Raw genomic sequence first — 26,295 nt, forward strand, 5'->3', positions numbered from 1 at the left:
CACCCGTCCGTTCGAGGCATGACCGGACTGAGTTACGAGGACTTCTACGACCCGGCGTACGAACCGGCGGCGAGCGAACTCGTCTGCGAGTTCGCCATCGAGCCCGCGCCGGAGTTCGACGTGGTCGCCGCGGCGAGTCGGGTCGCCTCCGAGAGTTCGAACGGGACGTGGGCGACGCTACAGGTGTCCGGCGACGTCGCCGATCTGAGCGCGACCGCCTTCGACGCCGAGGACGGCCGCGCCAGGGTGGCGTACCCCCGCCCTCTTCGAGGCGGGGAACATGGCGCAGATCCTCTCCTGTATCGCCGGCAACATCATGGGCATGAAGGCCGTCGAGCGCATCCGCCTCCTCGACTGCGACTGGCCGGCGAGCGTGGTCGACGGCTTCCCCGGCCCGCAGTTCGGCACGGCCGTCCGCGAGGAGATCTTCGGCGCCGGCGATCGCCCGATCACGGCGACGGTTCCCAAACCGAAAGTCGGCCTCTCGACGGCCCAGCACGCCGAGGTCGGCTACCAGGCCTGGACCGGCGGCATCGACCTCTTGAAAGACGACGAGAACCTCACCGACCAGGCGTTCAATCCGTTTGCCGACCGCCTCGCCGAGAGCCTCGCCGCCCGCGACCGCGCCGAGGAGGAAACGGGCGAACGAAAGAGCTACCTCGTCAACGTCACCGCCGACGCCGACACGATGTTAGAGCGGGTGGACGCCGTCGCCGAGGCCGGCGGCGAGTACGTCATGGTCGATGTGGTGACGGCGGGATGGGCGTCGGTGCAATCGGTCAGGAGACGCTGTGAGCGACACGGCCTCGCCATCCACGCCCACCGCGCGATGCACGCCGCGTTCGACCGGATCGACGACCACGGCGTCTCCATGCGCGTCCTCGCGCAGGTGGCGCGGCTCTGTGGCGTCGACCACATCCACACCGGGACGGCCGACCTCGGCAAGCTCGCGAACGAGGACACCGTCGGCATCAACGAGTGGCTCTACGCCGACTGCCACGGCCTGAACGACGTCCTCCCGGTCGCCTCCGGCGGCCTGCATCCCGGCCTCGTGCCGACGCTCGTCGACCGCGTGGGGACGAACGTCTGCGTCCAGGCCGGCGGCGGCGTCCACGGCCACCCCGACGGCACCCACGCCGGTGCGAAGGCGCTCCGGCAAGCCGTCGACGCCGCCGTGGACGACGTCCCCCTCGACGAGTACGCCGACTCCCACCCCGAACTCGCGGCGGCCCTCGACACGTGGGGGTCGGAGACGCCGCGCTGATGACGGACCGGTTCGACGAGGCCCGACGCGACGTCTGCGCGTACGGCCGTCGGCTCGCCGACGAGGGGTTGACGACCGGAACCGGCGGCAACCTCAGTGCCCGCGTCGACGACCGCCTCGTCGTCAGTCCCTCCGGCGTTCCCTACGGGGAGATGTCGCCGTCGGACGTCCCGGTGGTGACACTCGCCGGCGATCGCGTCGGCGACGGGCGGGAGCCCTCGGTCGAACTCGACGTGCATCTCGCGGTGTGTCGGGCGCGCGACGACGTGGGCGGCGTCGTCCACACCCACTCGCCGTACGCGACGACGTTCGCGTCCCTGCGGGAGCCGATTCCGGCGGTGCACTACCTCGTCGCCGCCGCGGGCGGTCCCGTCCCGGTCGCTCCCTACGCCCGGTTCGGAACGACGGACCTCGCGGCGAACGTCGTCGAGACGCTGGGCTCGCCCCGAGACGCCTGCCTGCTGGCGAACCACGGCGTCGTCGCCGTAGGTGACTCGCTCGCCGACGCGTTCGAGACGGCCGTCGCCGTCGAGTACTGCGCCCGAATCGCTCACCAAGCGGCGGCTATCGGCGACCCCGTCGAACTCGACGCCGACCAGCTCGCCGACCTGCGGGACGCGCTCGACGCCTACCGGGACCAGGGGTAGCTACTCGCGGAGGCTGGCGACGTGGTCGACGCGTCGCTCGACCAGTTCCGGCTTGCCGATGTCGTGGCGAACGCGGAGTCCGTCGCCGGCGGCGGCGAGGGCGTCTTCGGCGATCGCCTCGGCGGCGGTGACGGTGTCGGCGAGGCCGACGACGGCGAACGCCCGCGAGGTGGTCGTGTAGAGGCCGTCGTCGCGTTCGTCGACGCTGGCGTAGAACAGCAGCGCCTCCCCGCCGTCGCGCGAGGCGGCCGCGACGCTCTCCTCGTCGACGTCGATCCGTGCACCCGCGTCCGGGTCCGTCGGGTAGCCCGCGGGGACGGCGTACTTACAGACCGTCGCCCGGTCGCTGAACCCGAGTTCCGGCAGTTCGTCGCCGTCGCGGGCGGCCGTCAGCACGTCGACGAACGGCGTGTCGAGGACGGGCAGGGTGTTCATCGCCTCCGGGTCGCCAAAGCGGGCGTTGAACTCGACGACTTTCGGCCCCTCGGCGGTGAGCATGAACTGCCCGTAGAGGACGCCCTTGTAGCCGGGGAGGTTCGCCACCGTCGCCTCCATGATGTCGACGGCGGCCGCGTACTCGTCGGGCGTCATGAAGGGGAGGTTGGCGGTCGCGTCGCTGTAACTCCCCATGCCGCCCGTGTTCGGGCCCTCGTCGCCCTCGTAGGCGCGTTTGTGGTCCTGGACGGCGGGCGTCGTTCGCAGGTCGCCGTTGGCGACGAACGCCTGGACGGTGAACTCCTCGCCGACGAGTCGCTCCTCTAAGACCACGCCGTCGTAGTCGGCGTCCCGGAGGTACGCCTTCGCCTCCGCGGCGGTCACCTGGTCGCCGATGACCTTCACGCCCTTGCCGCCGGTGAGGCCGACCGGCTTGACCGCGAGGTCGCCGTCGTAGGCGTCGATGTAGTCGCAGGCGGCCTCCAGGTCGTCGAACGTCTCGAAGTCGGGACAGCCGGGAACGCCGTTGTCGCGCATGAACCGCCGCTGGAAGGCCTTGTCCGTCTCGATGCGGGCTTCCGACGCCCGGGGCCCGAAGGTGTAGACGCCGCGCTCGTCCAGCGCGTCGGCGACGCCCGCTTCCAGCGCCGACTCCGGACCGATCACGGCGACGTCCGCGTCCACCGTCTCGGCGTAGTCGACGACCCCCTCGACGTCCGTCTCGGCAACCGTCTCGAAGCCGTCCGCGAGGCCGGCGACCCCGGGATTCCGGTTGCTGGCGCAGGCGTAGAGGACGCAGTCGTCGGCCAGCGCGCGGGCGATGGCGTGTTCGCGGCCGCCGCCGCCGACCAGGAGCACTGTCTCGGTCATGTTCGAATGGCCCCCACATAGAAGTGTAAAGGTTGCCCTTCAGCTGACCGTCGATATACACGTCCGTGGGTAGAGACGTCGACTTCGCGCCGTGACGGCGGCGAGCGGAATCGCACCGTTGACGTAGGAGCGGCCCGTGTCTCCGCAGGTGACGACGCTTTCGCTCGACGACGGAACGCTCTGGTACGAGACGCGGGGAGAGGGGACGCCGCTGGTGTTCGTCCACGGTGGATGGTCGAACGGCGACGCGTGGCGGGCGCAGATGGATCGGTTCGCCGAGGACTTCCGGGTCGTGACGTTCGACGTCCGCGGCCACGGCCGGACGGGCGTGACCGACCGACGGCGCTACTCCATCGACCTCTTCGCGGCCGACCTGCGGCGACTGCTCGCCCACCTCGAACTGGACCGGCCCCTGCTCTGTGGCCTCTCGCTCGGGTCGATGGTCGTCCAGTCGTATCTGGACCGCCATCCGGAGGACGCGCGAGGCGCGATACTCGCCGGACCGGTCCGGTCGATGCCGCCGGTCGAACTGCCCCCGCGTTCAAGGCGCTCGCTTCGCCGCTGCCGGCCGTCGCCGCGTCGCTCTCGGCCGTCGGCTCGGCGGGGACGTTCCGGACGCTCCTCGGGTCGATTCGCGCGGCGAACGGGGTCCGTGGCTCGCCGCCGACGCCGACGTCCGAGCCGAGGCGATGGACGCCGTCGCCGACGTCCCGAACGCGGAGTTCCGGAAGATATTCCGCGCGCTCTACCGGTTCGACCCGCCGGACCTCTCGCACGTCTCGACGCCCGCGCTCGTCGTCTACGGCGACCGGGAGTCGCCCGCGCTCAAGCGGCAAGGGGTCCACCTCGCGTCGGCGATTCCGAACGCCCGTCGCGCGTCGATTCCGGACGCCGCCCACCTCGTCAATCAGGACGCTCCCGCCGCGTTCAACGACGCCGTCGCCGACTTCCTCGCCGGCGTCGAGGCCGAGACGAGCGTCGATACCGGGGCGGACGCCGTCCGGACGTAGTCCCGCCGGTCCGATCCGCCGACTCGACCCGCCGTCGCGGTTGACTGCATTTACCTGTCGGGGGCGTCTAGGGTCCGCCATGAGTTCGCCCGCCGGCCGCAACCGACTCGACGAGGAGGCGAGTCCCTACCTCCGCCAGCACGCGGACAACCCCGTCCACTGGCAACCGTGGGACGAGGAGGCGCTCGCCGCCGCCCGCGAACGCGACGTCCCCATCTTCCTCTCTATCGGCTACTCCGCCTGCCACTGGTGTCACGTCATGGAGGAAGAGAGCTTCCAGGACGAGGACGTCGCCGCGTTTCTCAACGACAACTTCGTCCCCATCAAGGTCGACCGCGAGGAGCGACCCGACCTCGACCGGGTGTACCAGACCATCTGCCAACTCGTCTCCGGCGGCGGCGGGTGGCCGCTGTCGGTGTGGCTGACGCCCGACGGCAAGCCCTTCTACGTCGGGACCTACTTCCCGCCCGAGCCCCGTCGCGGAATGCCCGGCTTCCGGGAGTTGCTATCGGACATCGCCAACTCCTGGGACGCGAGCCGCGACGAGATCGAACGCCGCGCCGACCAGTGGACCGCCGCCATCAGCGACCAACTGGAGGAGACGCCGGAGCAACCCGGCGAGCCACCGGGGACGGATCTGCTGTCGTCGGCGACGACGGCGACCCTCCGGAGCGCGGACCGAGAACACGGCGGGTTCGGGACCGACGGCCCGAAGTTCCCGCAGACGGGTCGACTCGACGTGTTGCTCCGGTCGTTCGTCTTCGACGGCGACGAAGGGGCGCTGGAAGTCGCCGTCGAGGCGCTCGACGCGATGGCCTCGGGCGGCCTCTACGACCACGTCGGCGGCGGCTTCCACCGTTACACCACCGACCGGGAGTGGGTCGTCCCCCACTTCGAGAAGATGCTCTACGACAACGCCGAACTCCCGCGGCTCTACCTCGCCGGCTACCAGGTGACCGGCGCGCCGCGCTACGCCCGCGTGGCACAGGAGACGTTCGCGTTCCTCGAGCGGGAGCTCACCCACCCCGACGACGGCTTCTACAGCACGCTCGACGCCCAGAGCGACCCGCCGGCGGGGCGAGACGCCGACGAGCGCGAGGGGGCCTTCTACGTCTGGACGCCCGAGGAAGTCCACGAGGCGGTCGGCGACGAAACCTCGGCGGAGCTGTTCTGTGACCGCTACGGCGTCACCGCGGGCGGCAACTTCGAGGGCAACACCACCGTCCTGACCGTCGACGCGAGCGTCTCCGACCTCGCCGAGACCTACGGCCTCGACGAGTCGGACGTCGAGCGGCGGCTACAGGAAGCGCGCGTCCGGGCGTACGAGGCGCGCGACGCCCGCCCTCACCCGCGCCGTGACGAGAAGGTCCTCGCGGGGTGGAACGGGCTGACGATTTCCGCGTTCGCGGCCGGCGCGCGCGTCCTCGACCCGGCGCTCGCCGGCCCGGCGACGCGGGCGCTCTCGTTCGTCCGCGACCGCCTCTGGGACGACGACGCACAGCGCCTGCACAGACGCTACAAGGACGGCGACGTCAAGGGCCCGGGCTACCTCGAAGATTACGCCTTCCTCGCGCGCGGCGCGTTCGACTGCTACCAGGCGACCGGTGAGGTGGACCACCTCGCGTTCGCCCTCGACCTCGCGCGGGCCATCGAGCGCGACTTCTGGGACGAGGAGGCGGGGACGATCTACTTCACGCCCGCCGGCGGCGAGTCGCTGGTGACCCGCCCACAGGAGGTCACCGACCAGTCGACGCCCTCCAGCCTCGGCGTCGCGGCGTCGCTGTTGCTCCGCCTCGACCACTTCGCGCCCGATGCGGCGTTCGGCGACGTCGCCGAGCGCGTCGTCGAGACCCACGCCGACCGGATCCGCGGGAGTCCGATCGAACACGCCTCGCTCACGCTCGCGGCCGACGAACTCGCGCGCGGGTCGCTGAGCTCACCGTCGCCGCCGACGAACTGCCGGACGACTGGCGCGCGACGCTCGCGGATCGCTACCTGCCGACGGCCGTCGTCTCGCGCCGGCCGCCGACCGACGACGGACTCGACTCGTGGCTCTCCGCGCTCGGCGTCGACGAGGTGCCGCCGATCTGGGCGAATCGCGAGGCCCGCGACGCGGAGCCGACCGTCTACGCCTGTCAGTCGTTCACCTGCTCGCCGCCACAGACGGATCTCGCGGCGGCGCTCGACTGGTTCGAATCGCAGTGAGCTCAGGCCGACGGCGCGTCGGCCAACCGCGCGGCGAGATACTCCGCGATCGGTCGGTCTTCCCCTCGACGAACCGGGCGAGTTCCTCGCCGTCGCGCTCGACGACGACGGTGGGGACGTACTCGACGCCGTAGGCGTCGACCTGATCGCCCTGCTTGTCCCGGTCGACCGGGAACTGTTCGATCCGCTCGTCCGGGACGCCCACCGCGTCGAGAGCGGCGGCGAAGTCAGGGAGCCGTTCCTGACAGTCGCCACACCAGTCCCCACCCCACACCTTGAACGTCAGTCGGTCGTCGGCGAGGGGGCGAGGGCGTCTACGTCGCCGTCCCACTCGGGGTTCGGGCTCATCGTTTCGAGGCTCATACCTCGCTTTGGCTCCCCACGGGCTTAATGACCGCGCTCGCGGCCTGCTGTGTAGCGCACACGTTTATCCGACTCCGGGGCAAACGCCGACACATGTTCGACGACCGACGCGACGCCGGAACACAGCTCGCAGCGCGTCTCGCAGACCGCGGCGTCGAGGCCGACGTCGTCCTCGGGATCCCCCGTGGCGGGCTCCCGGTCGCGCGAGAGGTCGCCGCCGAACTCGACGCCCCGCTCGACATCATCGTGGCGAAGAAACTGGGCGCGCCGGGGAATCCCGAGTTCGCCATCGGCGCGGCCGCCAGCGACGGCAGCGTCTACCTCAACGAGGAAGTCATCGAACAGCTCGGCGTCGACGAGGGGTACATCGAGGAGGAGCGCGCGAACGCGGCGGAGACGGCGGCGGAGAAAGCCGAGAACTACCGCGAGGGCGAACCCATCCCCTGGAGGGCAAGTCCGTCGTCGTCGTCGACGACGGCGTGGCGACGGGCGCGACGGCCATCGCCTGTCTGCGGATGGCCCGGCGCGCGGACGCGTCGAACGTCGTCCTCGCGGTGCCCGTCGGGTCGCCCCGGACGATCGACGACCTCGAAGCCGAGGCCGACGAGGTGGTCGTCGTCGACGCGCCGGCGCAGTTCAGCGCCGTCGGCCAGTTCTACCGCGACTTCTCACAGGTGTCAGACGCCGAAGCGCGGACCATCCTCCGGGAGTTCGGGGCCGACGCGGGGACGGACGCTCAGAGCCCCGACGGGTAGAGGTTCGGGACGCCCGCCCGTTCGGCGTGGAGTTCGATCGGGTGGAGCGCCGTCGTCTCGTCGAGATGCAGGAAGGCGTCGTAGCGCTCTCGCAGGTCGGTCGGGACGTAGTTGCCCGACTCCAGCGACGGCCGGTAGACCACGCCGATCGCGCGGTGGCCACGCGGCGTGTCCAGGGCGCTCCCCTCGTCGATGCGGTCCGTAAAGAGGAGGCGGTCCGTCTCGCCCGCCTCGTGGAACAGGTCGCCGTAGCTCCCCTCCCGAGCCTCCGGGACGCGCATCTCCTCCGTCTCGGCTCCCCACTCGTCCGCGGCGATGACGCGCCCGCGGTGGGTGCCGAAGCCGACGACGCCCACCTCGTCGGCGGGGGTCTGCTCGCGGAGGAGTTGGCCGAGGTTGAGGCGGTTCCGCCGCGGCATGTCGGTCGCGCGGGCGTCGCCGACGTGGGTGTTGTGCGCCCAGATGACGCCGGTGCCGTCGCCGTAGTGGTCGGTCAGGCGCGACGCCGTCTCGGCCATGTGCCGGTCGCGGACGTTCCACGAGTCCTCGCCGCCCCCGACCATCGCCCGGTAGTACTGTTCGGCGTTTTTCGCCACCAGCGCGTTCTGCTCGGCGGCGAATCGCTCGTCGGGGTGTGCGCCCTCGTACCGGGGCGCGTTCTCGCGCAGGTCGAGCAGCGCCTCGACGACCTCGTCCTCGCAGGATTCGGGGACGAGCCGCGTCGACCGGGCGTACTCCTGTGCGTCCTCGCCGTACGGCTCGAAACAGCGGTAGCGCTCCCGGGCCAGCTCCGCCGCCTCGGGGTCGACGTCTTCGAGGTGGTCGACGACCGCCGCCATCGACTCGTAGAGGCTGTAGACGTCGAGGCCGTGAAAGCCCACCCGGTCGCCTCCTCGAACTCCTGGTTGTGGACTTCGAGCCACTCGAAGAACTCGACCATCTCCCAGTTGGCCCACATCCACGTCGGCCAGCGCTCGAAGGCGTCGAGCGCCTCTCGCACCGTCGCCGGCGCGCTCGCCATGCCCTTCACGTAGCGGTTGGCGGCGTGACAGCTCGGCCAGTCCCCTCGACGGCGACGAAGTCGAAGTCGGCGTCGACGACGAGGCGGGCGGTGAGATGCGCGCGCCAGCGGTAGAACTCGGAGGTGCCGTGGCTCGCCTCCCCGAGGAGGACGTACCGGGCGTCCGAGAGCCGGTCGACCAGGTCGTCGAGGTCCGTCGGGCCGCCGACCGGGCGTGATCGCTCCCGCAGTTCGCTCGCCGCCGAGTCGACAGCTTCCGGTTCCTCCCACGTCGCGCGGCCGCTGATTGGCGTCATCGTGGTCCCTCCAGGTGGTCGGCACCGACGGCTCCCCGCCGGAAAGGCGTGGGGCCAAACCGCCGGCGACGCCGCCTCGAGGAGCCGTCGGTTATTCGTACCTCCCGGCCGACGTCCGACACATAGTTCGATGGTAGAGGAACCGACGAACAACCCCTACGTCCGGGATCCGAAACTGGCGTTCGATCCGGTCGATGAACTGAGCGAGGACGAGGCGCGCGAACAGGCCGAGAAGCTCCGGGCGGCGATCGAATACCACGATTACCGCTACTACGTGCGAAACGACCCGGTCATCTCCGACAACGCCTACGATCAGCTGTTCGACCGCCTCCAGACGCTCGAATCGGCGTTCGACCTCGACACCGAGAACTCGCCGACCCAGCGCGTCGGCAGCGAACCACTCGACGAACTGGAGACGGTCGAACACGTCGCCGAGATGCTGAGCCTGCAGTCGTCGGAAGACGAGTCCGCGGTCCGCGACTGGGCCGACCGCGTCCGCGAGGCGGTGGGCGACGTCTCCTACTCCGCCGAGCCGAAGTTCGACGGCTTCTCCGTCGAGATCGTCTACGAGGACGGCGAGTTCGATCGGGCCGTCACCCGCGGCGACGGCACCCGCGGCGAGGACGTCTCGCGCAACGTCAAGACCATCGGGAGCGTCCCGCTCCACCTCCCCGAGGCGCCCGACCTGCTCGCCGTCAGGGGCGAGGTGTACATGCCCAAATCGGGCTTTCAGGCGCTGAACGAGCGACGCGTCCAGGAGGAAAGGAGCCGTTCGCCAACCCCGGAACGCCGCCGCCGGCACCGTCCGGCTGCTCGACTCCTCGAAGGTCGCCGACCGCCCACTCGACGTCTACTTCTACGACGTTCTCGACACGTCGGCGTCGCTCGGCTCCCAGCACGAGGCGTTCGATTTGCTCGCCGACCTGGGCTTTCGCCTCGACGAACTCAACGAACTGGTCGACGACGTGGACGCCTTCGTCGACTACCGCGAAAAACTGCTCGACCGCCGCGCCGACCTCGAATACGACGTCGACGGCGTCGTCGCCAAGGTCGACTCGTTCGAGAAACGCGAGCAGTTGGGACAGACGGCCCGCCACCCGCGGTGGGCGTTCGCCTACAAGTTCCCCGCGCGGACCGGCGAGACGACGATACGGCGGATCACGGTCCAGGTCGGTCGGACGGGGAAGCTAACGCCGGTCGCCCTGCTCGAACCGGTGGACGTGAAAGGCGTCACCATCAGCCGCGCGACGCTGCACAACGAGTCGCTGGCGCGCGATCTGGGCGTCTCCGAGGGAGCGACGGTCCGCATCGAACGCGCCGGCGACGTGATTCCCGAAGTCTCGGAGGTGGTCGAGGAAGGCGAGGGCGGGCGCTTCGAGATGCCGGACGACTGCCCCGTCTGCGGGAGCGACGTGCTCCAGGAGGGGAAGTACCACTACTGCACCAACCGCTCGTGTCCGGCGCAGATCCGGCGCTCGCTCCAGCATTTCTGTTCGCGCGCGGCGATGGACATCGAGGGCCTGGGCGAACGGGTCGCCGAGCAGCTGGTGTCGGAGGGGCTGGTCGAGACGGTGGCGGACCTCTACGAACTCGACCGGTCGGAGCTCGAAGCGCTGGAGGGGTTCGGCGAGACGTCGGCCGCCAACCTGCTCGACGAGATCGAGGCGAGCAAGGAGACCGACCTCGCGAGTTTCGTCTACGCGCTCGGCATCCGCCACGTCGGCACCGAACGGGCGCGGGTCCTCGCCGACGAGTTCACCTTAGCGGAGTTGATGACGGCGTCCGAGGCGGAGTTGCGCGCCGTCGACGACGTCGGTCCGGAAGTCGCCGAGAGCATCGTCTCCTACTTCGAGACGGAGGCGAACGTCGAGACGGTCGAGCGCCTCCTCGACGCGGGCGTCTCGCCCACCCGGGCGGAGCGCGGCGACGAACTCGCCGGTCTCACGCTGGTTTTCACCGGTAGCCTCCCCGACTACACCCGCGAGGAGGTGACCGAACTGCTGGAGGCCCACGGCGCGGACGTCACCTCGTCGGTCAGCAGCAACACCGACTACCTCGTCGTCGGCGAGAACCCCGGCGAACGAAAGCAAAAGCGAGCGGACGAGGAGGGCGTCGATCGCCTCGATCCGGACGAGTTTTGCGACCGCGTCCTCTCGCGGATCGAGTGACCCCGCCGACTACCGCGGGACGTCCGGATACGGCGGCAGCTCCCGTTTGTGTTGGCTCTCGCGGTGCATCGCCGCGAACCGTTCGACCTCCCCGACGGGCGTCGCCGTCGCCGCCGCCGTCTCCGCCACCGATCGACCCTCCTCCAGGAGCGCCTTGAGTATCGCGTCGATGGTCTCGTAGGACGCTCCGAGTTCCCCCTCGTCGGTCTGTCCCTCCCAGAGCTCCGCGCTCGGCGCCTTCTCGACGAACTTCTCGTCGAGGCCGGTGTGTCGGGCGAGCTCGTACAGTTCCGTCTTGTAGATGTCCGCGAACGGGCGGACGTCGGCCGCGCCGTCACCGAACTTCGTGAAGTAGCCGAGTTGGTATTCGGACTTGTTCGAGGGGCCGACGACGAGGCCGCCGCGTTCGTTCGCCTCGGCGTAGAGGAGGCACATCCGCACGCGAGCGCGGAGGTTGCCGACGGTGAGTTTGTCGAAGTCGGCGGGGTACGTCTCCCGTGCGGCCTCGACGAGCGGGGCGATTGACGCCTCGCGCCACTCGACGCCGAGGTCCGAGCAGAGTTCGCGGGCGTCGGCGACGTTCTCCTCGATGGACGGGTCGTCCGGGAGAAGGACGCCGACGACGTCGTCCGCGCCGACGGCCCGCACCGCGAGGGCGATGGCCAGCGCGGAGTCGAGCCCCCGCTCACGCCGACGACGTAGGCGTCGGCTCCCGTTTTCTCAGCTGGTCGTCCAGGAACGCGGTTACGCGGTCGGCGGCGACGTCCGCGTCGAACATACCGGTCGTTCGCCCTCGTGGGGCGTAAAGTCCCGCCCTCGTCGCAGTCCAGCACGTGTTTATGTACCGCCTGCATACCGAGGGCCATGGATTCGAGCATCCTCGACACCGTCGGGTCGCCGCTGGTCGAGATCGACGCGCCCGAGGGGACGACCGTGGCGGCGAAAATCGAGTCCAAGAACCCCGGCGGGTCCGCCAAAGACCGTCCGGCAGTCGCGATGGTCGAGGCGGCCGAACGCGCGGGCGAACTCGAACCCGGCGACGGCATCGTCGAACCGACCAGCGGCAACACCGGTATCGGCCTGGCGATGGTCGGGGCCGCCAAGGGGTACGACGTGACGCTGGTCATGCCCGAGTCGAAGTCGCCCGAACGCCGGCAGATCATGGCCGCCTACGGCGCGACGGTCGAACTCGTCGACGGCGACATGACCGACGCGCGCGAACGCGCGGACGAACTCGAAGCCGAGGGTATGGTCCAGATGTACCAGTTCGAGAACCCCGCGAACCCGCGGGCCCACTACGAGACGACGGCCCCCGAGATTTTAGAGCAGGTGGACGACCGACGAATAGACGGCTTCGCGGCCGGCGTCGGCACCGGCGGAACGATTTCGGGAACGGGGCGTCGCCTCCGCGAGGCGTTCCCCGACGTCGAGGTGGTCGCGGTCCAGCCCGAGGCGAACCCGTTTCTCACGGGCGAACCGGGACGGGACGACTTCCAGGGGATGGGACCGGGATTCGTCGCCGACAACGTCGACACGGAACTCATCGACGAGGTAGAGAGCGTCGCCCTCGAAGACGCCGAAGCGGAGTGCCGTCGCCTCGCTCACGAGGAAGGCATCCTCGTCGGCCAGTCCAGCGGTGCGTCCGCGCTCGGCGCGAAACGGACTGCGCGACGCCTCCGCGAGGCGGGGGTCGCGGACCCCCTCGTCGTGACGCTGTTCTGGGACAGCGGCGAGCGCTACCTGTCGACCGGGCTGTTCGACTGAGGGTTCACGTGCCGAACTCGGACTCCGTCACGCGCACCACTACCGTCCCCTCGACGTCGCGCAGATCGTACTCCGGAATCACGCCGCCCGTGCGCGTGACGTACATCGGTTCGACGAGCCGATTCTCCGCGACGCCGTAGACTTTCAGCAGGTCGCCCGTCGCCGCCGGGTCGATGTCGCCGTCGCGGATGGCCGTCGCGAGGTCGCGCGACAGCCACTCGTCCCCGCTCACGCTCGGTTCGCGGACGAGCGCGTCGCTCGCGAATCGCGCCAGATACCAGTTCAGGTCGTTGAGGAGCGAGACGGCCGCCCCGAGGGAGACGGTGCCGACGGCGACGGTGTTCGCGTACGGTTCGTCGACGTCGTACGTCGCGAGCGCCGCCCGCGACGTCTCCCGCGAGAGCAGTTCGTACCGGAGGTCGACGTCCTCGTCGCCGACGAGACAGACCCGCGTCACGACCGGGGATGCGTGGGGCGGCGTCAAAGCCGTTGCGCTCGCTACGCGTCGCGGGCGTCGACGGCGACGACGTCCAGCCGGGAGGCGGCGTCGGCGGCGCGCGCCAGCAAGCCGTCGGGTTCGGCCGCCTCCACGCCGTCGAGGGTCGCGCGCGTCTCCGGGAACTCGGGGTCGACCTGCTGACAGCCGACGGCCATCGACGAGTCCTCGTAAGTGCCGAGTTCGCGCGCCCGTTCGACGATGTCGGGTTTGTCGCACGTGAGGAGCGGCCGGTGGACGGGCAGCGTGGCCGCCGCGTCCGTGACGGCGAGGTTCGCGGCGGTCTGACTCGACTTCTGTCCCAGGGCCTCCCCGGTCACGATGCCGACGGCGTTTTCGTGTTCGGCGACCGCCTCGGCGACGCGGAGCATCGCTCGCCGGAGCGAGAGCATCCGCGTCTCGTCCACCTCGTTCATCAGCGTCTCTACCACGCCGCCGAGGGGGACGATGCGCAGGTCCAGATCGAAGTTGGGGGCGGCTTCGGCGAGTCGCTGGACGGTCGCCAGCGCCCGCGCCTCGTTGTCGGGGCCGCCGAAGTCGCCGAGGCTCACGTACACCGGGATCACGGGTGCGCCGCGGCGCATCAGTTCCCAGGCGGCGACGGGGGAGTCGTGCCCGCCGCTGACGAGGGCGACGACGGGGTCTTGCGTTCCCAGCGGGAGCCCCCGGGGCCGTCGTAGGTCGTTCCGGCGACGTACGCTCGGTCGTTGCGGACCTCGACGCGGTAGGTCCGGTCGGGTTCGTCGAGGTCGACGTCCGCGCCCGTCAGTTCGCCGACGACGCGACCGCCCTCGACTTCGAGATCCCTGCTGGAGAAGTCGTGTTCCGCGGCGTCGCCGACGCGGTTGGCACGGACGGCGAAGGTGCCCTCGTCGTGGTCCGCAGCGGCGCGTTCGAGGGCGTCACGGACGGCGTCGACGGTGGCGGGGACGATCGCGCTCGGCCGCGCCCAGACGACCCCCGGCGCGTCGGCGACGGCGCGTGCGGCCGCGTCGGCGTCGTCGGTGCGGACGACCAGCCGGGACCAGCGCTGGTCGACTTCGGCGGCTATCTCTCGGGCGGAGAGGACGGCGGTGAGGTTGTTTCGCAGCCGGCGCGTCATCTTGGTCCGGACCTGCCGGCTCTTGGTTCCTATCTCGCCGAAACTGACGAGGACGGCCGTCTCGGCGTGCGTCGATTGGTCCACGGTCAATCGAAGGTTACGTGCCGGGCCTACTGGCTCGTTCGGTTCCTGAACGTCGAGAGCTCGCCGTCGATAGTGCGGCGCGTCACGGTCGTCACGTTCGCGAGTTCGCGGTCGACGATGGACGCCACGTCGGGCGCGATGTCGGCGAGGTCGACGTCCTCCTCGGTGACGACCATCGCGTCGGCGACGTGGGGCTGGTCGATGGGGCGGCCGATCTGGCTCAGGAGGCGGACCTGCAGGTCGCGGATGCCGTCGACTTCGGCGACGACGCTCTCGGCGATCTCGGTGCTGAGGAGGTTGTATATCTTCCCGATGTGGTTGACGGGGTTTTTCCCCGACGTGGCCTCCATGCTCATCGGGCGGTTCGGCGTGATGAGGCCGTTCGCGCGGTTGCCGCGGCCCACGGAGCCGTCGTCGCCCTGCTCGGCGCTCGTTCCCGTCGTCGTGAGGTAGATGGCCCCTTCGTCGTAGTCGTCGGCGGTGTTCACCTGGACGGACACCGAGCGGTCGGTGCGCTCCCTGGCGACGGTCTCGACCGTCTCGCGGACGCGGTCGACGGCCGCGCGGTAGGCCTCCATGTCCGGCACGTAGGAGTCGATCATCGCGGCGGCCACCGTCAGGTCGACGTGGTCGCCCTCGCGTTTGCCCATGATCTTCACGTCCGCGCCGAGTTCGGGGTGGTCCGCGGCGTACGGGCCGTTGAGGTGGCGTTCGGCGTCGAGGACGATCTGTTCGGTCTCGGTCAGCGGGGCGTGACCGACGCCGAAGCTCGTGTCGTTCGCCATCGGCACCGTCGCGCCGTCCTCGCCGAACACCTCCTGTAAGTCGCCGCTGCCTTCGCCGAGGCGGACGTCCACGACGACGTCGGTCCCGAATTCGAGTTCCGGGACGTGTTCGTTCAGGTAGTCGCGGGCCGCGTCGAGGGCGACGGTGTCGACGGGCAGGGTCTGTCCGTCGTACCGACGGGTCGCCCGTCCGACGATCAGGACGTGGATGGGTTCGATGACCTCGCCGCCGCCGAACGCGGGTTCGGCGGTGCCGGCCGCGAGCTGCGTCTCGTCCGTGTTGTAGTGGAGCACCTTCCCCACCCGGTCGAGATAGAGATTCGAGAGCGCGCGGGAGACGCTCTCGGCGATGCCGTCACAGAGCGAGTCGGGATGCCCGATGCCCTTTCGCTCGACGATCTCGACGTCCTGGTCTTCGACTGCTCGCCGCTCCATCGAATCGACGCGTACGTTCCGCTCGGTCATTGCCGGTCGTAGTCGCTACCGGGTGCTATAACTTGCGGAAACCATCTCCGGAGTTTATATTACTACTGTGCATCCAACAGGAGGCCGAGATAGGAGGTGCGAATCTGTGCGTCGGGGTCGAGTTCGAGCGAGCGGAGGAGGTCGTACGCGCCTTCGCGGGCGGATTCGAGGGACGCTTCCTCGGCCGCGCGTTCCACCTCGACGAACTCGCCGAGATCGGCGACCGAATCGAGCGTGACGGTGTAGCCCTCGAGCGCGTAGCGGTCGCGGTCCTTCTCGACGACGGCCGCCGGCGAGAACCCGAGCTCGCCGAGGATGGCGTCCATCGTCTCGCCGTCGACGACGCCCGTCTCGAACTCCTCGCGGGTCTTCGACGCCGCCTCGACGAGCGGCCCCTTGTAGGTGATGCGCGTCTCCGTCGTCGCTTCGTCGTGGGCCGTCTCGCGGCGCAGGCGGAGCGCCTCGTCCGTCTCTCCGAAGTCCCGGTGCGGGGCGTCGTAGTACGTGTCGACCTGCGTCACTCGTCCGACGTGTTCCGCGCCGCGGTCGACGAGTCGGTCCCGAACCGGGCCGTGTGCGGCGCGAACCTTCAGTTCGACTTCGTACATACGACCGACGACGGCGGCGACGAGAAAAAGCCCTCTGGAGCGACGTCCCCGGTGTTGCTCACCCCCGGCGGGACCGTCGGCGTCCGGCGGGACCGTCGTCGGACTGTCGCCATGTGGACCTCGCCACGTTCGACGCCCGCCTCGGCGTCGACGCAGGGCGAACCGGTCGACGCTCGAATCCGCGGTGGGGAGGCGTTCCGTCTGAGGCCCGGTCGACCGGCGAATCCGACGGGAACTGGCAGCGGGGCCGAAACGTGATTCTTAAGGGTCGCACGGGAGTTGTCCACTGTATGACTGACGAACAGCAGGCAGAGTCCGCAGAAGAGCAGGTAGACGCAGACGAATCCGAGGAGGAACCGGTCGAGGCCGAGGAGGGACTCGAGGACGGCGACTTCGTCCGCCTCGACTACACCATCCGCACCGTCGACGACGATCAGGTCGTCGACACGACGAAACAGGACGTGGCCGAGGAGGCCGGCATCGACGACGAGGAGTACGACTTCTCGCCGCGCACCGTCATCGTCGGCGCGGGCCACGTCTTCCAGTCCGTCGACGAGGAACTCGTCGGCAAGGAGGTCGGCGACTCCGGCACGGTCGAGGTTCCGGCCGACGAGGCGTTCGGCGAGTTCGATCCCGACGACGTGCGCACCATCAGCGCCGAGAAGATCGACGAGGACGACCGCTACCCCGGCGCTCGCGTCACCATCGACGGGGAGCAGGGCCACGTCGAGACCGTCATCGGCGGGCGCGCCCGCGTCGACTTCAACCACCCTCGCCGGCGAGGACCTCGAGTACGAGTACGAAATCGTCGACGTCGTCGAGGACCGCGAGGAACAGGCCGCGGGCCTCCTCGAGATGTACCTCCAGCAGCCCCCGAGGTCTGGATCCAGACCGACGAGGTCGAGGAGGAACGCGTCGAGGAACCCGAAGAGGAGGGCGAAGAGCCCGAGACGGTGACCGAAACCGTCGAGAAGGAGACGCTGTACATCGAAGCCACGCCGCAGATGGCGATGAATCAGCAGTGGCTCTTCTCGAAACAGCAGATTGCACAGGACCTCATGGACCGTCTCGACCTCGACCGCGTCATCGTCCAGGAGACCATCGAAGGCATGGGCGGCATGATGGGCGGCATGGGCGGCATGATGGGCGGGATGGGTGCCGGCGGCGGCGACGTCGAAGAGGCCCTCGAAGACGTCGACCTCGAAGATATGGACGTCGACGCCGACGACCTCGCCGAGGAACTCGAAGAGTCCGACGTCGACCTCGACGAGGAGTAAAGAGACGGACTCTTCAAGCGCTCGACCGACGCCACGAGCATGGATCTGCCCCAGGAAGCCGTCGACGACCTTCGCGTCGCGGCCGTCGCCGCCGTCTGTACCGTCGCGTTGACGCTCGCGCTCCAGTTCGTGTTCCAGGTCGCCGCGCCCGTTCTCTCCCGTCTCTCGCCGCTTTTCGTCTACTTCGGCTACCTCTTTTTCGGGAAGGGCGACACGGGCAGCGTCGTCGAGCGGCCGCGGCTCTGGGAGGCGCTCACCGTGCTCGCGACGCTCGGGACCCTCGCCTACTATCTGGTCTGACCCGCTCCGTCAGGCGATGTCGCGGCTGGTGTCGATCGTGATGTCCTCGGTGAGCTTGAGCTTGATCGTCTCTTCGAGGGCTTTCCCGCCGCGGAACTTCGGCACGGCGAGGCGATTGACGATCTCGTTGCTCCGGACGTCCGTCTGTAAGTCGAAGACGACGTCGGCCATGTGCGCGGACATGTTCCGCGTCGCCGTCGACGAGCCGTCTTTCATCGCGTGCAGCATCGCGACGCCGCCCGTGTTCACCATGTGATTCTGGAGTTCGTTCAGGAAGGTGCGATACCGCGAGGTGTCCGTCGCCTCCAGCGGGTCCAGCACGTCGACGACGAGGTTCGAGTCCTCGGGCAGATCCTTGACGAGGCGGTTCGCGGTGTCGAGCGGGGCGGCGCTGTCGACGTCGCGGACGGTCAACTGAGAGATGCCGCCGCGATAGCGGTCGACGGCGTCCCGGATCGCCTGCTCGGTCCGGACGGTCGTCAGATAGAGCGTCCGCCGCGTCGTCGCCAGCTCGTACAGAAACAGCTCGGACTGACTGGCCGGCTCTGCGAGCAACAACACGAGGCTCCCCGGAGGTATCCCGCCGTCGAGTTGTCGATCGAGGACGGTGATACCCGTCGAGAGCCTGTCCGCCATCGGTACGACGTACGAGCGGCGACGATAATAGTCCTTCGGGCTATCCGACTCGATCGAGCGCCCGCCGGTACGCCCGTCGAACGGCGTCCGACGACAGCACCGGCGGATCGGCGGGTGGCACCGCCGCGAGGACGGGACAGCCGAGCAGCCCCTCGACGCCGTCGGGGACGACGCGACACCGCGTCATCACCGCGCCGTGGACCGACGTCCCGAGCGCGCGAGCCATCGCCGCCGTCTTCGCGGTGTCCCGCAGGGCGGGCGCACAGAGCGACGTCGCCAGGACGACGCCGTCGGCGAGTCGAAGCGGAGCGGCGGCGTCCGGCCCCGCGCCCGCGGGGCAGTCGACGAGGATCGACGCCGACGTCTCGACCGCGGCGAGTCGCGAGAGATGTGCGTCCAGATTCCGCCGCTCGCCGGCGCGGGGTGCCGGGAGGACGCCGACGTCGTCGCGCCCGCGGACCGACTGGGCGAGGGCGTCGACGTCGCGGTCGCCCAGCGACGCGAGCGTGGGTTCGCGGTCGACGTCCGCGAGCGAGTGGAGGTTCGGCATGTCCCGGTCGGCGTCGACGGCCACGGCGGGGCCGTCGATCGCGCTCGCCAGTCCGAGCGTCGTCGTCGTCTTTCCGCTACCGCCTTTCCCGCCGGCTATCGCGAGCATACCACGGGCTGGCGTCGTCACCCGCCATGAACCTCCGGACGAACGCGGCCGGTAGAATCAGTCGTGACAGCAGCCGCCGGCCTCGCCGCCGAAGTCGACGGCGAGCGGCTCGGAGATCGCCTCGTTTACGGTTTCGAGGCGTTCCTGCAGCGCCTCCTGTGCGTCGAGATACTCCTCCATCACCGGCAGGGCGTGGAGTTTCTCCTGTGCTTCCTGGACCTTTTCGAGGTTCTCCTGTGTGGCCTGGCCGGTCTCGCGGGCCATCATGAACTCCTGTCGGAGCTGTTCGAACTCCGAGATCATCTCCTGTGCCTCGTCGTCGGCCTCGACGGCGCGCTGGGCCTCCTCGAACGTCCGATACTCGGGGCAGTCGGCGATGGCCTCGCCGAGTTCGCGCCCGAGGTCCTCGAGCCGTGTCGCCTCGATGCTCATGGCGCGCCCTTGGATCTGCCGTCGTTTCAACCTACCGACTGACCGCCGAACCAGTCGGCGCTCGTCCCGCGACGTTCCTGGTCGCGGGAAACGATCGAAACGTCGGGGTTAAACGGATCCCTCCCCAGAACGTTTCAATGAGCCAAGACGCGTACTCCGAAGGGGACCTCCGCAAGACCGGGATGTCCCTCAAACACGACCGCGAGTGGGACTACGAACTCGACCGAATCGTCGAGGCCGTCGAGGAGCGTGACGCCGCCACGGTCGGTCTGCAGTTCCCCGAGGGGCTGAAGCGTCGCGCACCGGCCGTCGCCGACGACCTGCGCGAACTCGCCGGCGACGACGTGACGTTCATGATCTCCGGTCAGCCCTGTTACGGTGCGTGCGACCTCGACACCTTCCTCATGCGGCGCTCCGACGTGTTCGTCCACTTCGGTCACTCCGCGATGAAGGAGTCGGACAAGATCATCTACGTGCCGCTGTTCTCCAACGTCGATCCGTTCCCCATCATGGAGGACGCCGTCGACGAACTCGACGGCGACGACGTGGGGCTGGTCACCACCGCCCAGCACATGAACCGCTTCGAGGAGATGCACGAGTGGCTTCAGGACCGCGGTTACACCGTCTACACCCGCCGCGGCGACGAACGCCTCTCTCACGAGGGACAGGTCCTCGGCTGCAACTACGCCTCGGCCGACATCGACGCCGACCAGGTGCTCTACGTCGGCGGCGGGAAGTTCCACCCGCTCGGCCTCGCGATGGAACACCCGGACAAACGCGTCGTCATCGCCGACCCCGTCAACAACGTCGTGAAGGTGGCCGACCCCGAGAAGTTCATGAAACAGCGCTACGCCTCGGTCCACAAAGCGATGGACGCCGAGCGGTGGGGCGTCATCTACTGCACCAAGATCGGCCAGGGCCGCTGGGAGGACGCCGAGAAAATCCTGGCGGAGAACGACGACGCCTACCTCGTCACGATGGACGAAGTGACGCCCGACAGACTCCGGAACTTCGACTTCGACGCGTTCGTCAACACCGGCTGTCCGCGCATCACCACCGACGACGGCCCCCAGTTCCACAAGCCGATGCTCACGCCCGGCGAATACGAGATCGCCGTCGGCAACAAACCCCTCGACGAACTGGAGTTCGACACGTTCCACGGGACGTGGTGACGGCCGGAGCGTCTCACTGATTGCCGGCACGCTCCACGAACGCCACCGCTTCTTCCGCCGACTCGACGTTCTCGACGCCCGGCACGTCGTGCGTTCCGACGCCCACCACGGGTCGGTCGTAGACGAACGAGAAGCCGAGTTCCGAGAGCGTCCCGCCCCCGCCGTCGACGGCGATGACGGCGTCGCCGTTCATCACCACCAGCGCGTTCCGGGCGTGGTTGAGACCGGTGGCGACGGCGACGTCGACGTAGTCGTTCGCGGCCGTGCGGTCCTCGCCGGGGAGGATACCGATGGTTTCGCCGTCTGCGTCCTTCGCCCCGCGACAGGCCGCTTCCATGACCCCGCCGCGGCCGCCGCAGACGACGACGTGGCCCCGCTGGGCGAGCAGACGCCCGACCGCGGCCGCCGTCTCTGCGGTCGCTTCCGTGACCGTGCCGCCGCCGATGACGCTGACGCGCATGGCCGTCGGTTGCGCCCCGTTCGACAACAGTTTTGTCACGTACCACAACGCGTAAACGACGACGCGGCGATTCGGGGTATGGCTCACGAACTCGGCGAGAGCGACTGGGGCGACTGGCTCCCCCGCGCCGTCGCGGACGCCGACCCCGACACCGTCGCCGTCTGGTATCTCGGCTGTAACGGGTTCGTCCTCAAGGGACGCGACGGGACGACGGTGTTCGTCGATCCGTATCTCGGAACGGGCGACCCGCCCCGGACCGTCCGCACGATCCCCGTCCCCTTCGATCCGTCGGACGTCGCGGAGGCGGACGCGGTGCTGGCGACGCACGAACACTCGGACCACGTCCACGGCCCGACGCAGGCCCCGATCCTCGCGTCGACGGGCGCGACGTACTACGCGCCGCCCGCGAGTCTGTCCGTGGTCGGCCGCGAACGCTGGACCGACGAGTGGGGCGTCGTCGAAGACCAGTTCGTCGAGGTCGAGGCGGGCGACGACTTCGACGTCGGGGAGTTCACCGTCCACGTCGTCGAGACGAACGACCCCGACGCCGACCACCCCGTCGGCTACGTCTTCGACCACGAGGCGGGGACGCTGTTCCACGGCGGCGACACGCGCCCGTGCGAGTCGTTCGCGGACCTTGGGCAGCGATTCGACCTCGACCTCGGGATACTGGCGTTTGGCACCGCCGGACTCCTCCCCGACAAGGAGACGGGCGAACCGACGTACACGCAGTGGTACAGCACCGAAACGCAGATCGTCGAAGCGGCCCGCGACCTCCGACTGACCCGCCTGCTCCCGAGCCACTGGGACGTGTGGAAGGGGCTCACCGCCGACCCGACCGCACTGCACCACCACGCTCGCAGTTTCGACTATCCGGAGCGACTCGAACTCGCGGAGATCGGCGACCGGGTGGATCTGTAGCCGCCGATCCCTGTTCGCCGGTTGTTTTATAGGCTCACTGCTGGATGTGCCGTGCATGGCGAAGGAACCAGACCTCGACGTGCCGGTGACGGTTCGGGAGGACGACGTTGACGTGGTGAAGTCGTTCGCCGCCGACCGGTTTCCGGTGCCCGCGATCACCTTCACTATCTCGTCCGCCGCCGACGAACCCGTCCACCTCCGGCTCGTCGACGAAATCCCCGACTCGTTCTCGATGGAAGGAATCGGCTTTCATCCCGACTACGAGAGCGACAACTGGACCGCGTACCGCGACCACCGGGTCGAGTACGTCCGAACGCTCGAGCCGGGCGAGGAGGTCGAAACCGTCTACGGCGTCCGCGTCGACGACCTCGACCGGGTCGAGGAGTTCGTCCGAGAGCCGACGGTCGAGTTGCTCGACGAGAGCGCGACCTCCGGCGGAGCGGACGGCGTCCTTGGCCGCGACACCACGCAGGTCGTCCGCGACGCCCTCGCCGGCGATCAGGGGTTGCCCGGACTCGACGACGAACCGCTTCTCGGCGGAGGCGAGGACGAAGAGCCACCTGCCCCCGGAGTATCGACTCGGAGACGGTGCCCGCTGTGACGCGACGCGAGGAGCGCGCGTCCGATCCGAACTCGGCGGCCGCCGAGTCGCCCGCCGCCGATCCTCCGGTCGAAGCGGCCAGCGAGACGGCCGACCCGGACGCTGCGGACGAATCCGTCGAGGCCGCCGAGGAGACGGGCGCGACGTCCGTCGGTGCGGCGGCCCCCGAGACGGCGGCCGTCGCCGAAGCGGTGCCCGAGCACGCGAGCGAACTCGACGGCGTGGCGGCCGCGCTCGCGGACGAAATCCGCGCAGGCGACGTGGCCGACGAGGACCTCGAACTCCTCCGCGAGAAACTGGACTTCGGCGCGCCCAAGAGCGTCGACGTCCGCATCGGCCGCCTCCAGTCGCAGGTCGAGGACCTCCTCGCGTACCGCGACGCCCTCGCCGACTTCCTCGACGACCACGGCACCGCCGACGACGTGTTCGACGAGTTCCAGGGGAACTCGACTCGCTCGAGTCGCGGCTGGCGGACGTCGACGCCTCCTCTCGGCGGCGGCGACCGAGCGGACCGACCTCCGAGAGGACGTCTCGGCCGTGCGGGAGACGGTCGAAACGGTCGAGTCACAGGTCGCCACCCTCGACGAGGAGATGGGCGAGGTGCGGGAGGACATCGCGGGCCTCGACGAACGCCTCGTGGACGTCGAGGAGGACGTCCGGGCCGAACTCGACGACATTCAGGCCGAACTCGAGGACCTCCGGGAGTTCCGCGACCGGTTGAGTAGCGCGTTCGGCACCGAATAGAGAAGCGCAATCGGTAAAGCGACGGCCCCCTCGATTCGACAATGACCGAGACGGTACGAGTCGCCGTCCCCCGAAAAGGACGGCCGCTCGAGGCGGTTCTGGAGCGCCTCGCGGACGCCGCGGGTGCGGAGGCGTTGGCCGACGACATCAGTTCGACGCTCCGATACGAGAAGGCGGTCACCAAAGGGAAGAAACGTCCGGAGCGTGGCGTCTACGACCGTCTCGCCGCGTACAGCGACCTCGACTCGCCGGGCGCGCCGGAGTACACCCTGTTGCGCGACGACCGGGCGGGGATGCCCCGGCGCATCGTCTTCGACAGCGTCACCCTCTCGGTCGACGGCCTCGACGTCCAACTCGTCGGCCGCGAGGAACCGTTCCGCGCCCTCCGGACCCACGAGTTCGGCCTCGGCTTCGACAGCGCCGACCTCGTCTTAGAGGAGGTCGTCTCCCTCCACGAAGACGGCCTCGACAGCCTCGCCGACGTGAACGCCCGCATCGACCCGCGCGACACCGACGTTCGGGTGGTCTCCGGCCTCGGCGACACCGTCTATCACACGCTGCTGGCGACGCCCGATATCCTCCCGCCCGGCGCGGAGTTAGACCGGTCGTTCGTCGCCGACTACGAGGGCCCGCTCTGTATCTCGCCGCGCTACGAACGCCTCGTCGAAGCCGTCCTCGGGACGCGCGCCATCGAGGACGTCTCCTTCGTCTACCCGTCGCCGGAGGCAGAGGAGGAAGCCGCCATCGCTGACGCCGGACTGGGCGTCTACCTCACCATGACCGGATCGACGGCGCGGGAACACGGCCTCGTCCTCGGCGACCACCTCTTCCCGAGCGAAACCGTGTTGATGGAGAACGTCGCCGAAACCGGGCGCGCGAGCGACCGGCTCAAATCCGTTCTGACGGGCGGCGTCGAGACGGCCATCGAACTGTAAACCGGGGCGCTTTTCGTATCGCGACGCGTAGTTCCGTCGTCCGCCACCCTCCACCGCGTCGCCCCGCTATCACGTACCATCGGTGCGTCGCCCTCCGGGTCGGCGGACGTTCTCATCCGTCGAGTGACGTCGCTCCGCGTGCCGCACAGTAGTTATCGCGTGAGTTTCGCGCCCGCGTAGCGGGCGGCGTCCTCGGCGATGGATCAGGGAAACGAGGAGGAACGGAACGCTCTATGCCTGCCCCATGTAGAGTTCGCGCACCCTGTCGCTGTCGAGCATCGCGTCGGCGTCGCCCTCGAAGCGGTTCTCGCCCATGTCGAGGACGTACCCCTGTCAGCGACGCGGAGCGCCGCGGTCACGTTCTGTTCGACCATGAGTACGGCGGTGCCGGCGTCGCGGACGCGTTCGACGTGGTCGAACGCCCGGTCGATGAGCTGGGGTGCCAGGCCGGCACTGGGTTCGTCGATGAGCAACACGTCGGGATCGGGCATCAGCGCCCGTGCCATCGCCAGCATCTGGCGTTCGCCGCCCGAGAGCGTCTCCGCCCGCTGGGCGACGCGCTCCTCGAGTCGCGGGAAGAGGTCGAACAGTTCCCCGCGGCGGGCCTCGCTGTCCGCGACGGACGCGCCGCCGATGTCGAGGTTCTCGCCCACGGTGAGATTGGGAAAGACGTTGTCCGTCTGCGGGACGTAGGAGACGCCGTACTCGACCAGGTCGTCGGTCGCCACGCCGGAGATGTCGTCGCCGGTGACCGTCACCGACCCGTCCCAGAGGGGGAGCAGTCGGTAGATGGCCTTCATCAGCGTGGACTTCCCCGCGCCGTTCGGGCCGAAGACGACCACGATTTCGTCCTCGCGGACGTCGACATCCACGCCGTAGAGCACCTGCAGGTCGCCGTACCCCGTCTCGACGCCGCGCGCCGAGAGGACGGCGTCGTCCAAGCGCTCGACGCTCTCGATGTCCTTCTCGCTCATTCGCCACCTCCGAGGTAGGCCTCGACGACGCGTTCGTCCTCCTGAATGCGGCTCGGCGGCCCCGAGGCGAGTTTGCTCCCGTTGTGCATGACGACGACGTGGTCGCAGTTGTTCATGATGAGGTCGATGTCGTGTTCGATGAGCAACAGCGTCCGCCCCTCGTCGTTGAGCTCGTGCAGGCGTTCGAGGAGGCGGTCGGTGAGGGCGGGATTCACGCCGGCGGCGGGTTCGTCCAGCATGACGAGTTCGGGGTCGAGCATCAACACCCGCCCGAGTTCGAGCAGTTTGCGCTGGCCGCCCGAGAGGCCGCGGGCGTACTCGTCGGCGACGTGGTCGAGTTCGAGGAACTCCAGCGTCTCCTGGACCCGCTCGCCGATCTCGGCTTCCTCCTTGGCGACCGTTCCGGGGCGGAGGAGCGCTCCCAGCGCCGACTCGCCCGTCTGGTCTTTCGCCGCGAACGCGAGGTTCTCGCGGACGCTCATGCCCGCGAACACCTTCGGCGTCTGGAACGTCCGCCCGACGCCGGCCTCGGCGATACGGTGGGGCGGTTCGCCGACGACGTCCTCGCCGCGGAGGCGGATGCGTCCGCTGTCCGGCGTCAACACGCCCGTGACGAGGTTGAACATCGTCGATTTGCCCGCTCCGTTCGGGCCGATGAGCCCCGTGATGGAGCCGTCGGGCACGTCGAACGACGCCGCGTCGACGGCGGTGATGCCGCCGAACGCCTTCACTACGTCCCGGACTTCGAGGACGTTCTCGGTGTCGCTCACCGTTCACCCCCTCCGAGAGGACGAGTTCGTCGGGGTTGCCGAGCAGGCCGGCCGGCCGGTAGCGCACGACGAGCACC

21 protein-coding genes and 10 pseudogenes are annotated in these 26,295 nt (G+C 69.2%); 14 read left to right on the forward strand and 17 right to left on the reverse strand.

The features are described 5' to 3' along the window. Positions 1–18 precede the first annotated feature (18 nt). Positions 19–1,264: pseudogene (gene rbcL, locus ACFQJD_RS07105) on the forward strand (type III ribulose-bisphosphate carboxylase). Next, complete coding sequence (locus tag ACFQJD_RS07110) at positions 1,240–1,911, forward strand: class II aldolase/adducin family protein (RefSeq protein WP_379797155.1); 672 nt, start codon at positions 1,240–1,242, stop codon at positions 1,909–1,911. Before rbcL ends, ACFQJD_RS07110 begins: the two are co-directional and overlap by 25 nt. Here the strand turns inward: ACFQJD_RS07110 and purD are convergent, their stop codons facing one another. After that, positions 1,912–3,216 carry a phosphoribosylamine--glycine ligase gene (purD, locus tag ACFQJD_RS07115; RefSeq protein ID WP_379797157.1) on the reverse strand — a complete coding sequence of 435 codons (1,305 nt, stop codon included), beginning with the start codon at positions 3,214–3,216 and terminating at the stop codon, positions 1,912–1,914. Between the two features lie 262 nt (positions 3,217–3,478). Between purD and ACFQJD_RS07120 the strand changes: the two genes are divergently transcribed. After that, the gene (locus ACFQJD_RS07120) at positions 3,479–4,270 is read left to right on the forward strand and encodes an alpha/beta fold hydrolase (protein WP_379800436.1); all 792 of its coding nucleotides are present in this window, start codon (positions 3,479–3,481) and stop codon (positions 4,268–4,270) included. Positions 4,271–4,305: 35 nt separating this feature from the next. Beyond that, positions 4,306–6,431: pseudogene (locus ACFQJD_RS07125) on the forward strand (thioredoxin domain-containing protein). A 2-nt stretch (positions 6,432–6,433) separates the two neighbouring features. Here ACFQJD_RS07125 and ACFQJD_RS07130 read toward each other — a convergent pair. Beyond that, positions 6,434–6,794: pseudogene (locus tag ACFQJD_RS07130) on the reverse strand (TlpA family protein disulfide reductase). Between the two features lie 93 nt (positions 6,795–6,887). Here ACFQJD_RS07130 and ACFQJD_RS07135 point away from each other — a divergent pair. Beyond that, a pseudogene (locus ACFQJD_RS07135) lies at positions 6,888–7,549 on the forward strand (phosphoribosyltransferase). Here ACFQJD_RS07135 and ACFQJD_RS07140 read toward each other — a convergent pair. The 3 genes and pseudogenes from ACFQJD_RS07140 to ACFQJD_RS07150 all read right to left on the reverse strand — a co-directional run bounded on the left by ACFQJD_RS07140 (position 7,531) and on the right by ACFQJD_RS07150 (position 8,866). After that, on the reverse strand, positions 7,531–8,430 hold the full coding sequence (locus tag ACFQJD_RS07140; protein WP_379797159.1) for an erythromycin esterase family protein: 900 nt from the start codon (positions 8,428–8,430) through the stop codon (positions 7,531–7,533). The pseudogene ACFQJD_RS07135 and the gene ACFQJD_RS07140 sit on opposite strands and share 19 nt — an antisense overlap. A gap of 80 nt (positions 8,431–8,510) precedes the next feature. Continuing rightward, positions 8,511–8,570, reverse strand: a pseudogene (locus tag ACFQJD_RS07145) (hypothetical protein); the annotation flags it as partial. 5 nt (positions 8,571–8,575) lie between these two features. Beyond that, positions 8,576–8,866: a hypothetical protein gene (locus tag ACFQJD_RS07150; protein WP_379797161.1), complete on the reverse strand. Its 291-nt coding sequence runs from the start codon at positions 8,864–8,866 to the stop codon at positions 8,576–8,578. A 130-nt stretch (positions 8,867–8,996) separates the two neighbouring features. Here ACFQJD_RS07150 and ligA point away from each other — a divergent pair. Continuing rightward, a pseudogene (gene ligA / locus ACFQJD_RS07155) lies at positions 8,997–11,034 on the forward strand (NAD-dependent DNA ligase LigA). Positions 11,035–11,043: 9 nt separating this feature from the next. On the opposite strand, the pseudogene nadE reads toward ligA, so the two are convergent. Further along, positions 11,044–11,703 (reverse strand): annotated as a pseudogene (gene nadE / locus ACFQJD_RS07160) (NAD(+) synthase); the annotation flags it as partial. Between the two features lie 195 nt (positions 11,704–11,898). On the opposite strand from nadE, the gene ACFQJD_RS07165 reads away from it, so the two are divergent. Further along, positions 11,899–12,798, forward strand: a complete 900-nt coding sequence (locus ACFQJD_RS07165) for a PLP-dependent cysteine synthase family protein (protein ID WP_379797163.1) — start codon at positions 11,899–11,901, stop codon at positions 12,796–12,798. Between the two features lie 4 nt (positions 12,799–12,802). Here the strand turns inward: ACFQJD_RS07165 and ACFQJD_RS07170 are convergent, their stop codons facing one another. The 4 genes and pseudogenes from ACFQJD_RS07170 to cyaB form a co-directional block, all read right to left on the reverse strand. Beyond that, a complete protein-coding gene (locus ACFQJD_RS07170; protein WP_379797165.1) occupies positions 12,803–13,255 on the reverse strand; it encodes a DUF5804 family protein in 453 nt (150 codons plus the stop codon). Between the two features lie 41 nt (positions 13,256–13,296). After that, positions 13,297–14,480 (reverse strand): annotated as a pseudogene (locus tag ACFQJD_RS07175) (tRNA sulfurtransferase). Between the two features lie 26 nt (positions 14,481–14,506). Further along, positions 14,507–15,730, reverse strand: a complete 1,224-nt coding sequence (locus ACFQJD_RS07180) for a methionine adenosyltransferase (RefSeq protein WP_379797167.1) — start codon at positions 15,728–15,730, stop codon at positions 14,507–14,509. 62 nt (positions 15,731–15,792) lie between these two features. Next, complete coding sequence (gene cyaB, locus ACFQJD_RS07185; protein WP_379797169.1) at positions 15,793–16,338, reverse strand: class IV adenylate cyclase; 546 nt, start codon at positions 16,336–16,338, stop codon at positions 15,793–15,795. A 290-nt stretch (positions 16,339–16,628) separates the two neighbouring features. Between cyaB and ACFQJD_RS07190 the strand changes: the two are divergent. Beyond that, positions 16,629–17,615 (forward strand): annotated as a pseudogene (locus ACFQJD_RS07190) (FKBP-type peptidyl-prolyl cis-trans isomerase). A gap of 39 nt (positions 17,616–17,654) precedes the next feature. After that, on the forward strand, positions 17,655–17,915 hold the full coding sequence (locus tag ACFQJD_RS07195) for a hypothetical protein (RefSeq protein WP_379797171.1): 261 nt from the start codon (positions 17,655–17,657) through the stop codon (positions 17,913–17,915). 9 nt (positions 17,916–17,924) lie between these two features. On the opposite strand, the gene ACFQJD_RS07200 is transcribed toward ACFQJD_RS07195, so the two are convergent. From ACFQJD_RS07200 to ACFQJD_RS07210, 3 genes are read right to left on the reverse strand one after another with little or no spacing between them, the layout of a single operon-like run. Beyond that, on the reverse strand, positions 17,925–18,551 hold the full coding sequence (locus ACFQJD_RS07200) for an RAD55 family ATPase (RefSeq protein WP_379797173.1): 627 nt from the start codon (positions 18,549–18,551) through the stop codon (positions 17,925–17,927). 40 nt (positions 18,552–18,591) lie between these two features. Beyond that, the gene (locus tag ACFQJD_RS07205) at positions 18,592–19,209 is read right to left on the reverse strand and encodes a MinD/ParA family ATP-binding protein (protein WP_379797175.1); all 618 of its coding nucleotides are present in this window, start codon (positions 19,207–19,209) and stop codon (positions 18,592–18,594) included. A 57-nt stretch (positions 19,210–19,266) separates the two neighbouring features. Continuing rightward, a complete protein-coding gene (locus ACFQJD_RS07210; protein ID WP_379797177.1) occupies positions 19,267–19,641 on the reverse strand; it encodes a YlbF family regulator in 375 nt (124 codons plus the stop codon). 137 nt (positions 19,642–19,778) lie between these two features. On the opposite strand from ACFQJD_RS07210, the gene dph2 reads away from it, so the two are divergent. Continuing rightward, on the forward strand, positions 19,779–20,813 hold the full coding sequence (gene dph2, locus ACFQJD_RS07215; protein ID WP_379797179.1) for a diphthamide biosynthesis enzyme Dph2: 1,035 nt from the start codon (positions 19,779–19,781) through the stop codon (positions 20,811–20,813). A gap of 13 nt (positions 20,814–20,826) precedes the next feature. Here the strand turns inward: dph2 and ACFQJD_RS07220 are convergent, their stop codons facing one another. Then, positions 20,827–21,273: a TIGR00725 family protein gene (locus tag ACFQJD_RS07220; protein ID WP_379797181.1), complete on the reverse strand. Its 447-nt coding sequence runs from the start codon at positions 21,271–21,273 to the stop codon at positions 20,827–20,829. 78 nt (positions 21,274–21,351) lie between these two features. Here ACFQJD_RS07220 and ACFQJD_RS07225 point away from each other — a divergent pair, with 78 nt between their 5' ends. Both ACFQJD_RS07225 and ACFQJD_RS07230 read left to right on the forward strand, forming a co-directional pair. Next, the gene (locus tag ACFQJD_RS07225) at positions 21,352–22,194 is read left to right on the forward strand and encodes an MBL fold metallo-hydrolase (protein WP_379797183.1); all 843 of its coding nucleotides are present in this window, start codon (positions 21,352–21,354) and stop codon (positions 22,192–22,194) included. Positions 22,195–22,249: 55 nt separating this feature from the next. Beyond that, a complete protein-coding gene (locus ACFQJD_RS07230) occupies positions 22,250–22,795 on the forward strand; it encodes a hypothetical protein (RefSeq protein WP_379797185.1) in 546 nt (181 codons plus the stop codon). On the opposite strand, the gene ACFQJD_RS07235 is transcribed toward ACFQJD_RS07230, so the two are convergent. Then, positions 22,693–23,409, reverse strand: a complete 717-nt coding sequence (locus tag ACFQJD_RS07235; protein WP_379797187.1) for a hypothetical protein — start codon at positions 23,407–23,409, stop codon at positions 22,693–22,695. The two genes, ACFQJD_RS07230 and ACFQJD_RS07235, sit on opposite strands and share 103 nt — an antisense overlap. On the opposite strand from ACFQJD_RS07235, the gene ACFQJD_RS07240 reads away from it, so the two are divergent. Both ACFQJD_RS07240 and ACFQJD_RS07245 read left to right on the forward strand, forming a co-directional pair. Further along, positions 23,396–23,539, forward strand: coding sequence for a hypothetical protein (locus tag ACFQJD_RS07240; RefSeq protein ID WP_379797189.1), 144 nt, complete (start codon positions 23,396–23,398; stop codon positions 23,537–23,539). The genes ACFQJD_RS07235 and ACFQJD_RS07240 overlap by 14 nt on opposite strands. A gap of 41 nt (positions 23,540–23,580) precedes the next feature. Next, positions 23,581–24,474 (forward strand): hypothetical protein, encoded by an 894-nt coding sequence (locus ACFQJD_RS07245; RefSeq protein ID WP_379797192.1) that lies wholly within the window; start codon positions 23,581–23,583, stop codon positions 24,472–24,474. 231 nt (positions 24,475–24,705) lie between these two features. Here ACFQJD_RS07245 and ACFQJD_RS07250 read toward each other — a convergent pair. Both ACFQJD_RS07250 and ACFQJD_RS07255 read right to left on the reverse strand, forming a co-directional pair. After that, positions 24,706–25,448 (reverse strand): annotated as a pseudogene (locus ACFQJD_RS07250) (ABC transporter ATP-binding protein). After that, positions 25,445–26,218, reverse strand: a complete 774-nt coding sequence (locus tag ACFQJD_RS07255) for an ABC transporter ATP-binding protein (protein WP_379800438.1) — start codon at positions 26,216–26,218, stop codon at positions 25,445–25,447. The pseudogene ACFQJD_RS07250 and the gene ACFQJD_RS07255 overlap by 4 nt, the downstream one beginning before the upstream one ends. Between the last annotated feature and the right edge of the window lie 77 nt (positions 26,219–26,295).

Origin of the sequence: Haloplanus sp. GCM10025708, from assembly GCF_042663985.1 — an archaeon.
Lineage (GTDB): Archaea > Halobacteriota > Halobacteria > Halobacteriales > Haloferacaceae > Salinirarus > Salinirarus marinus.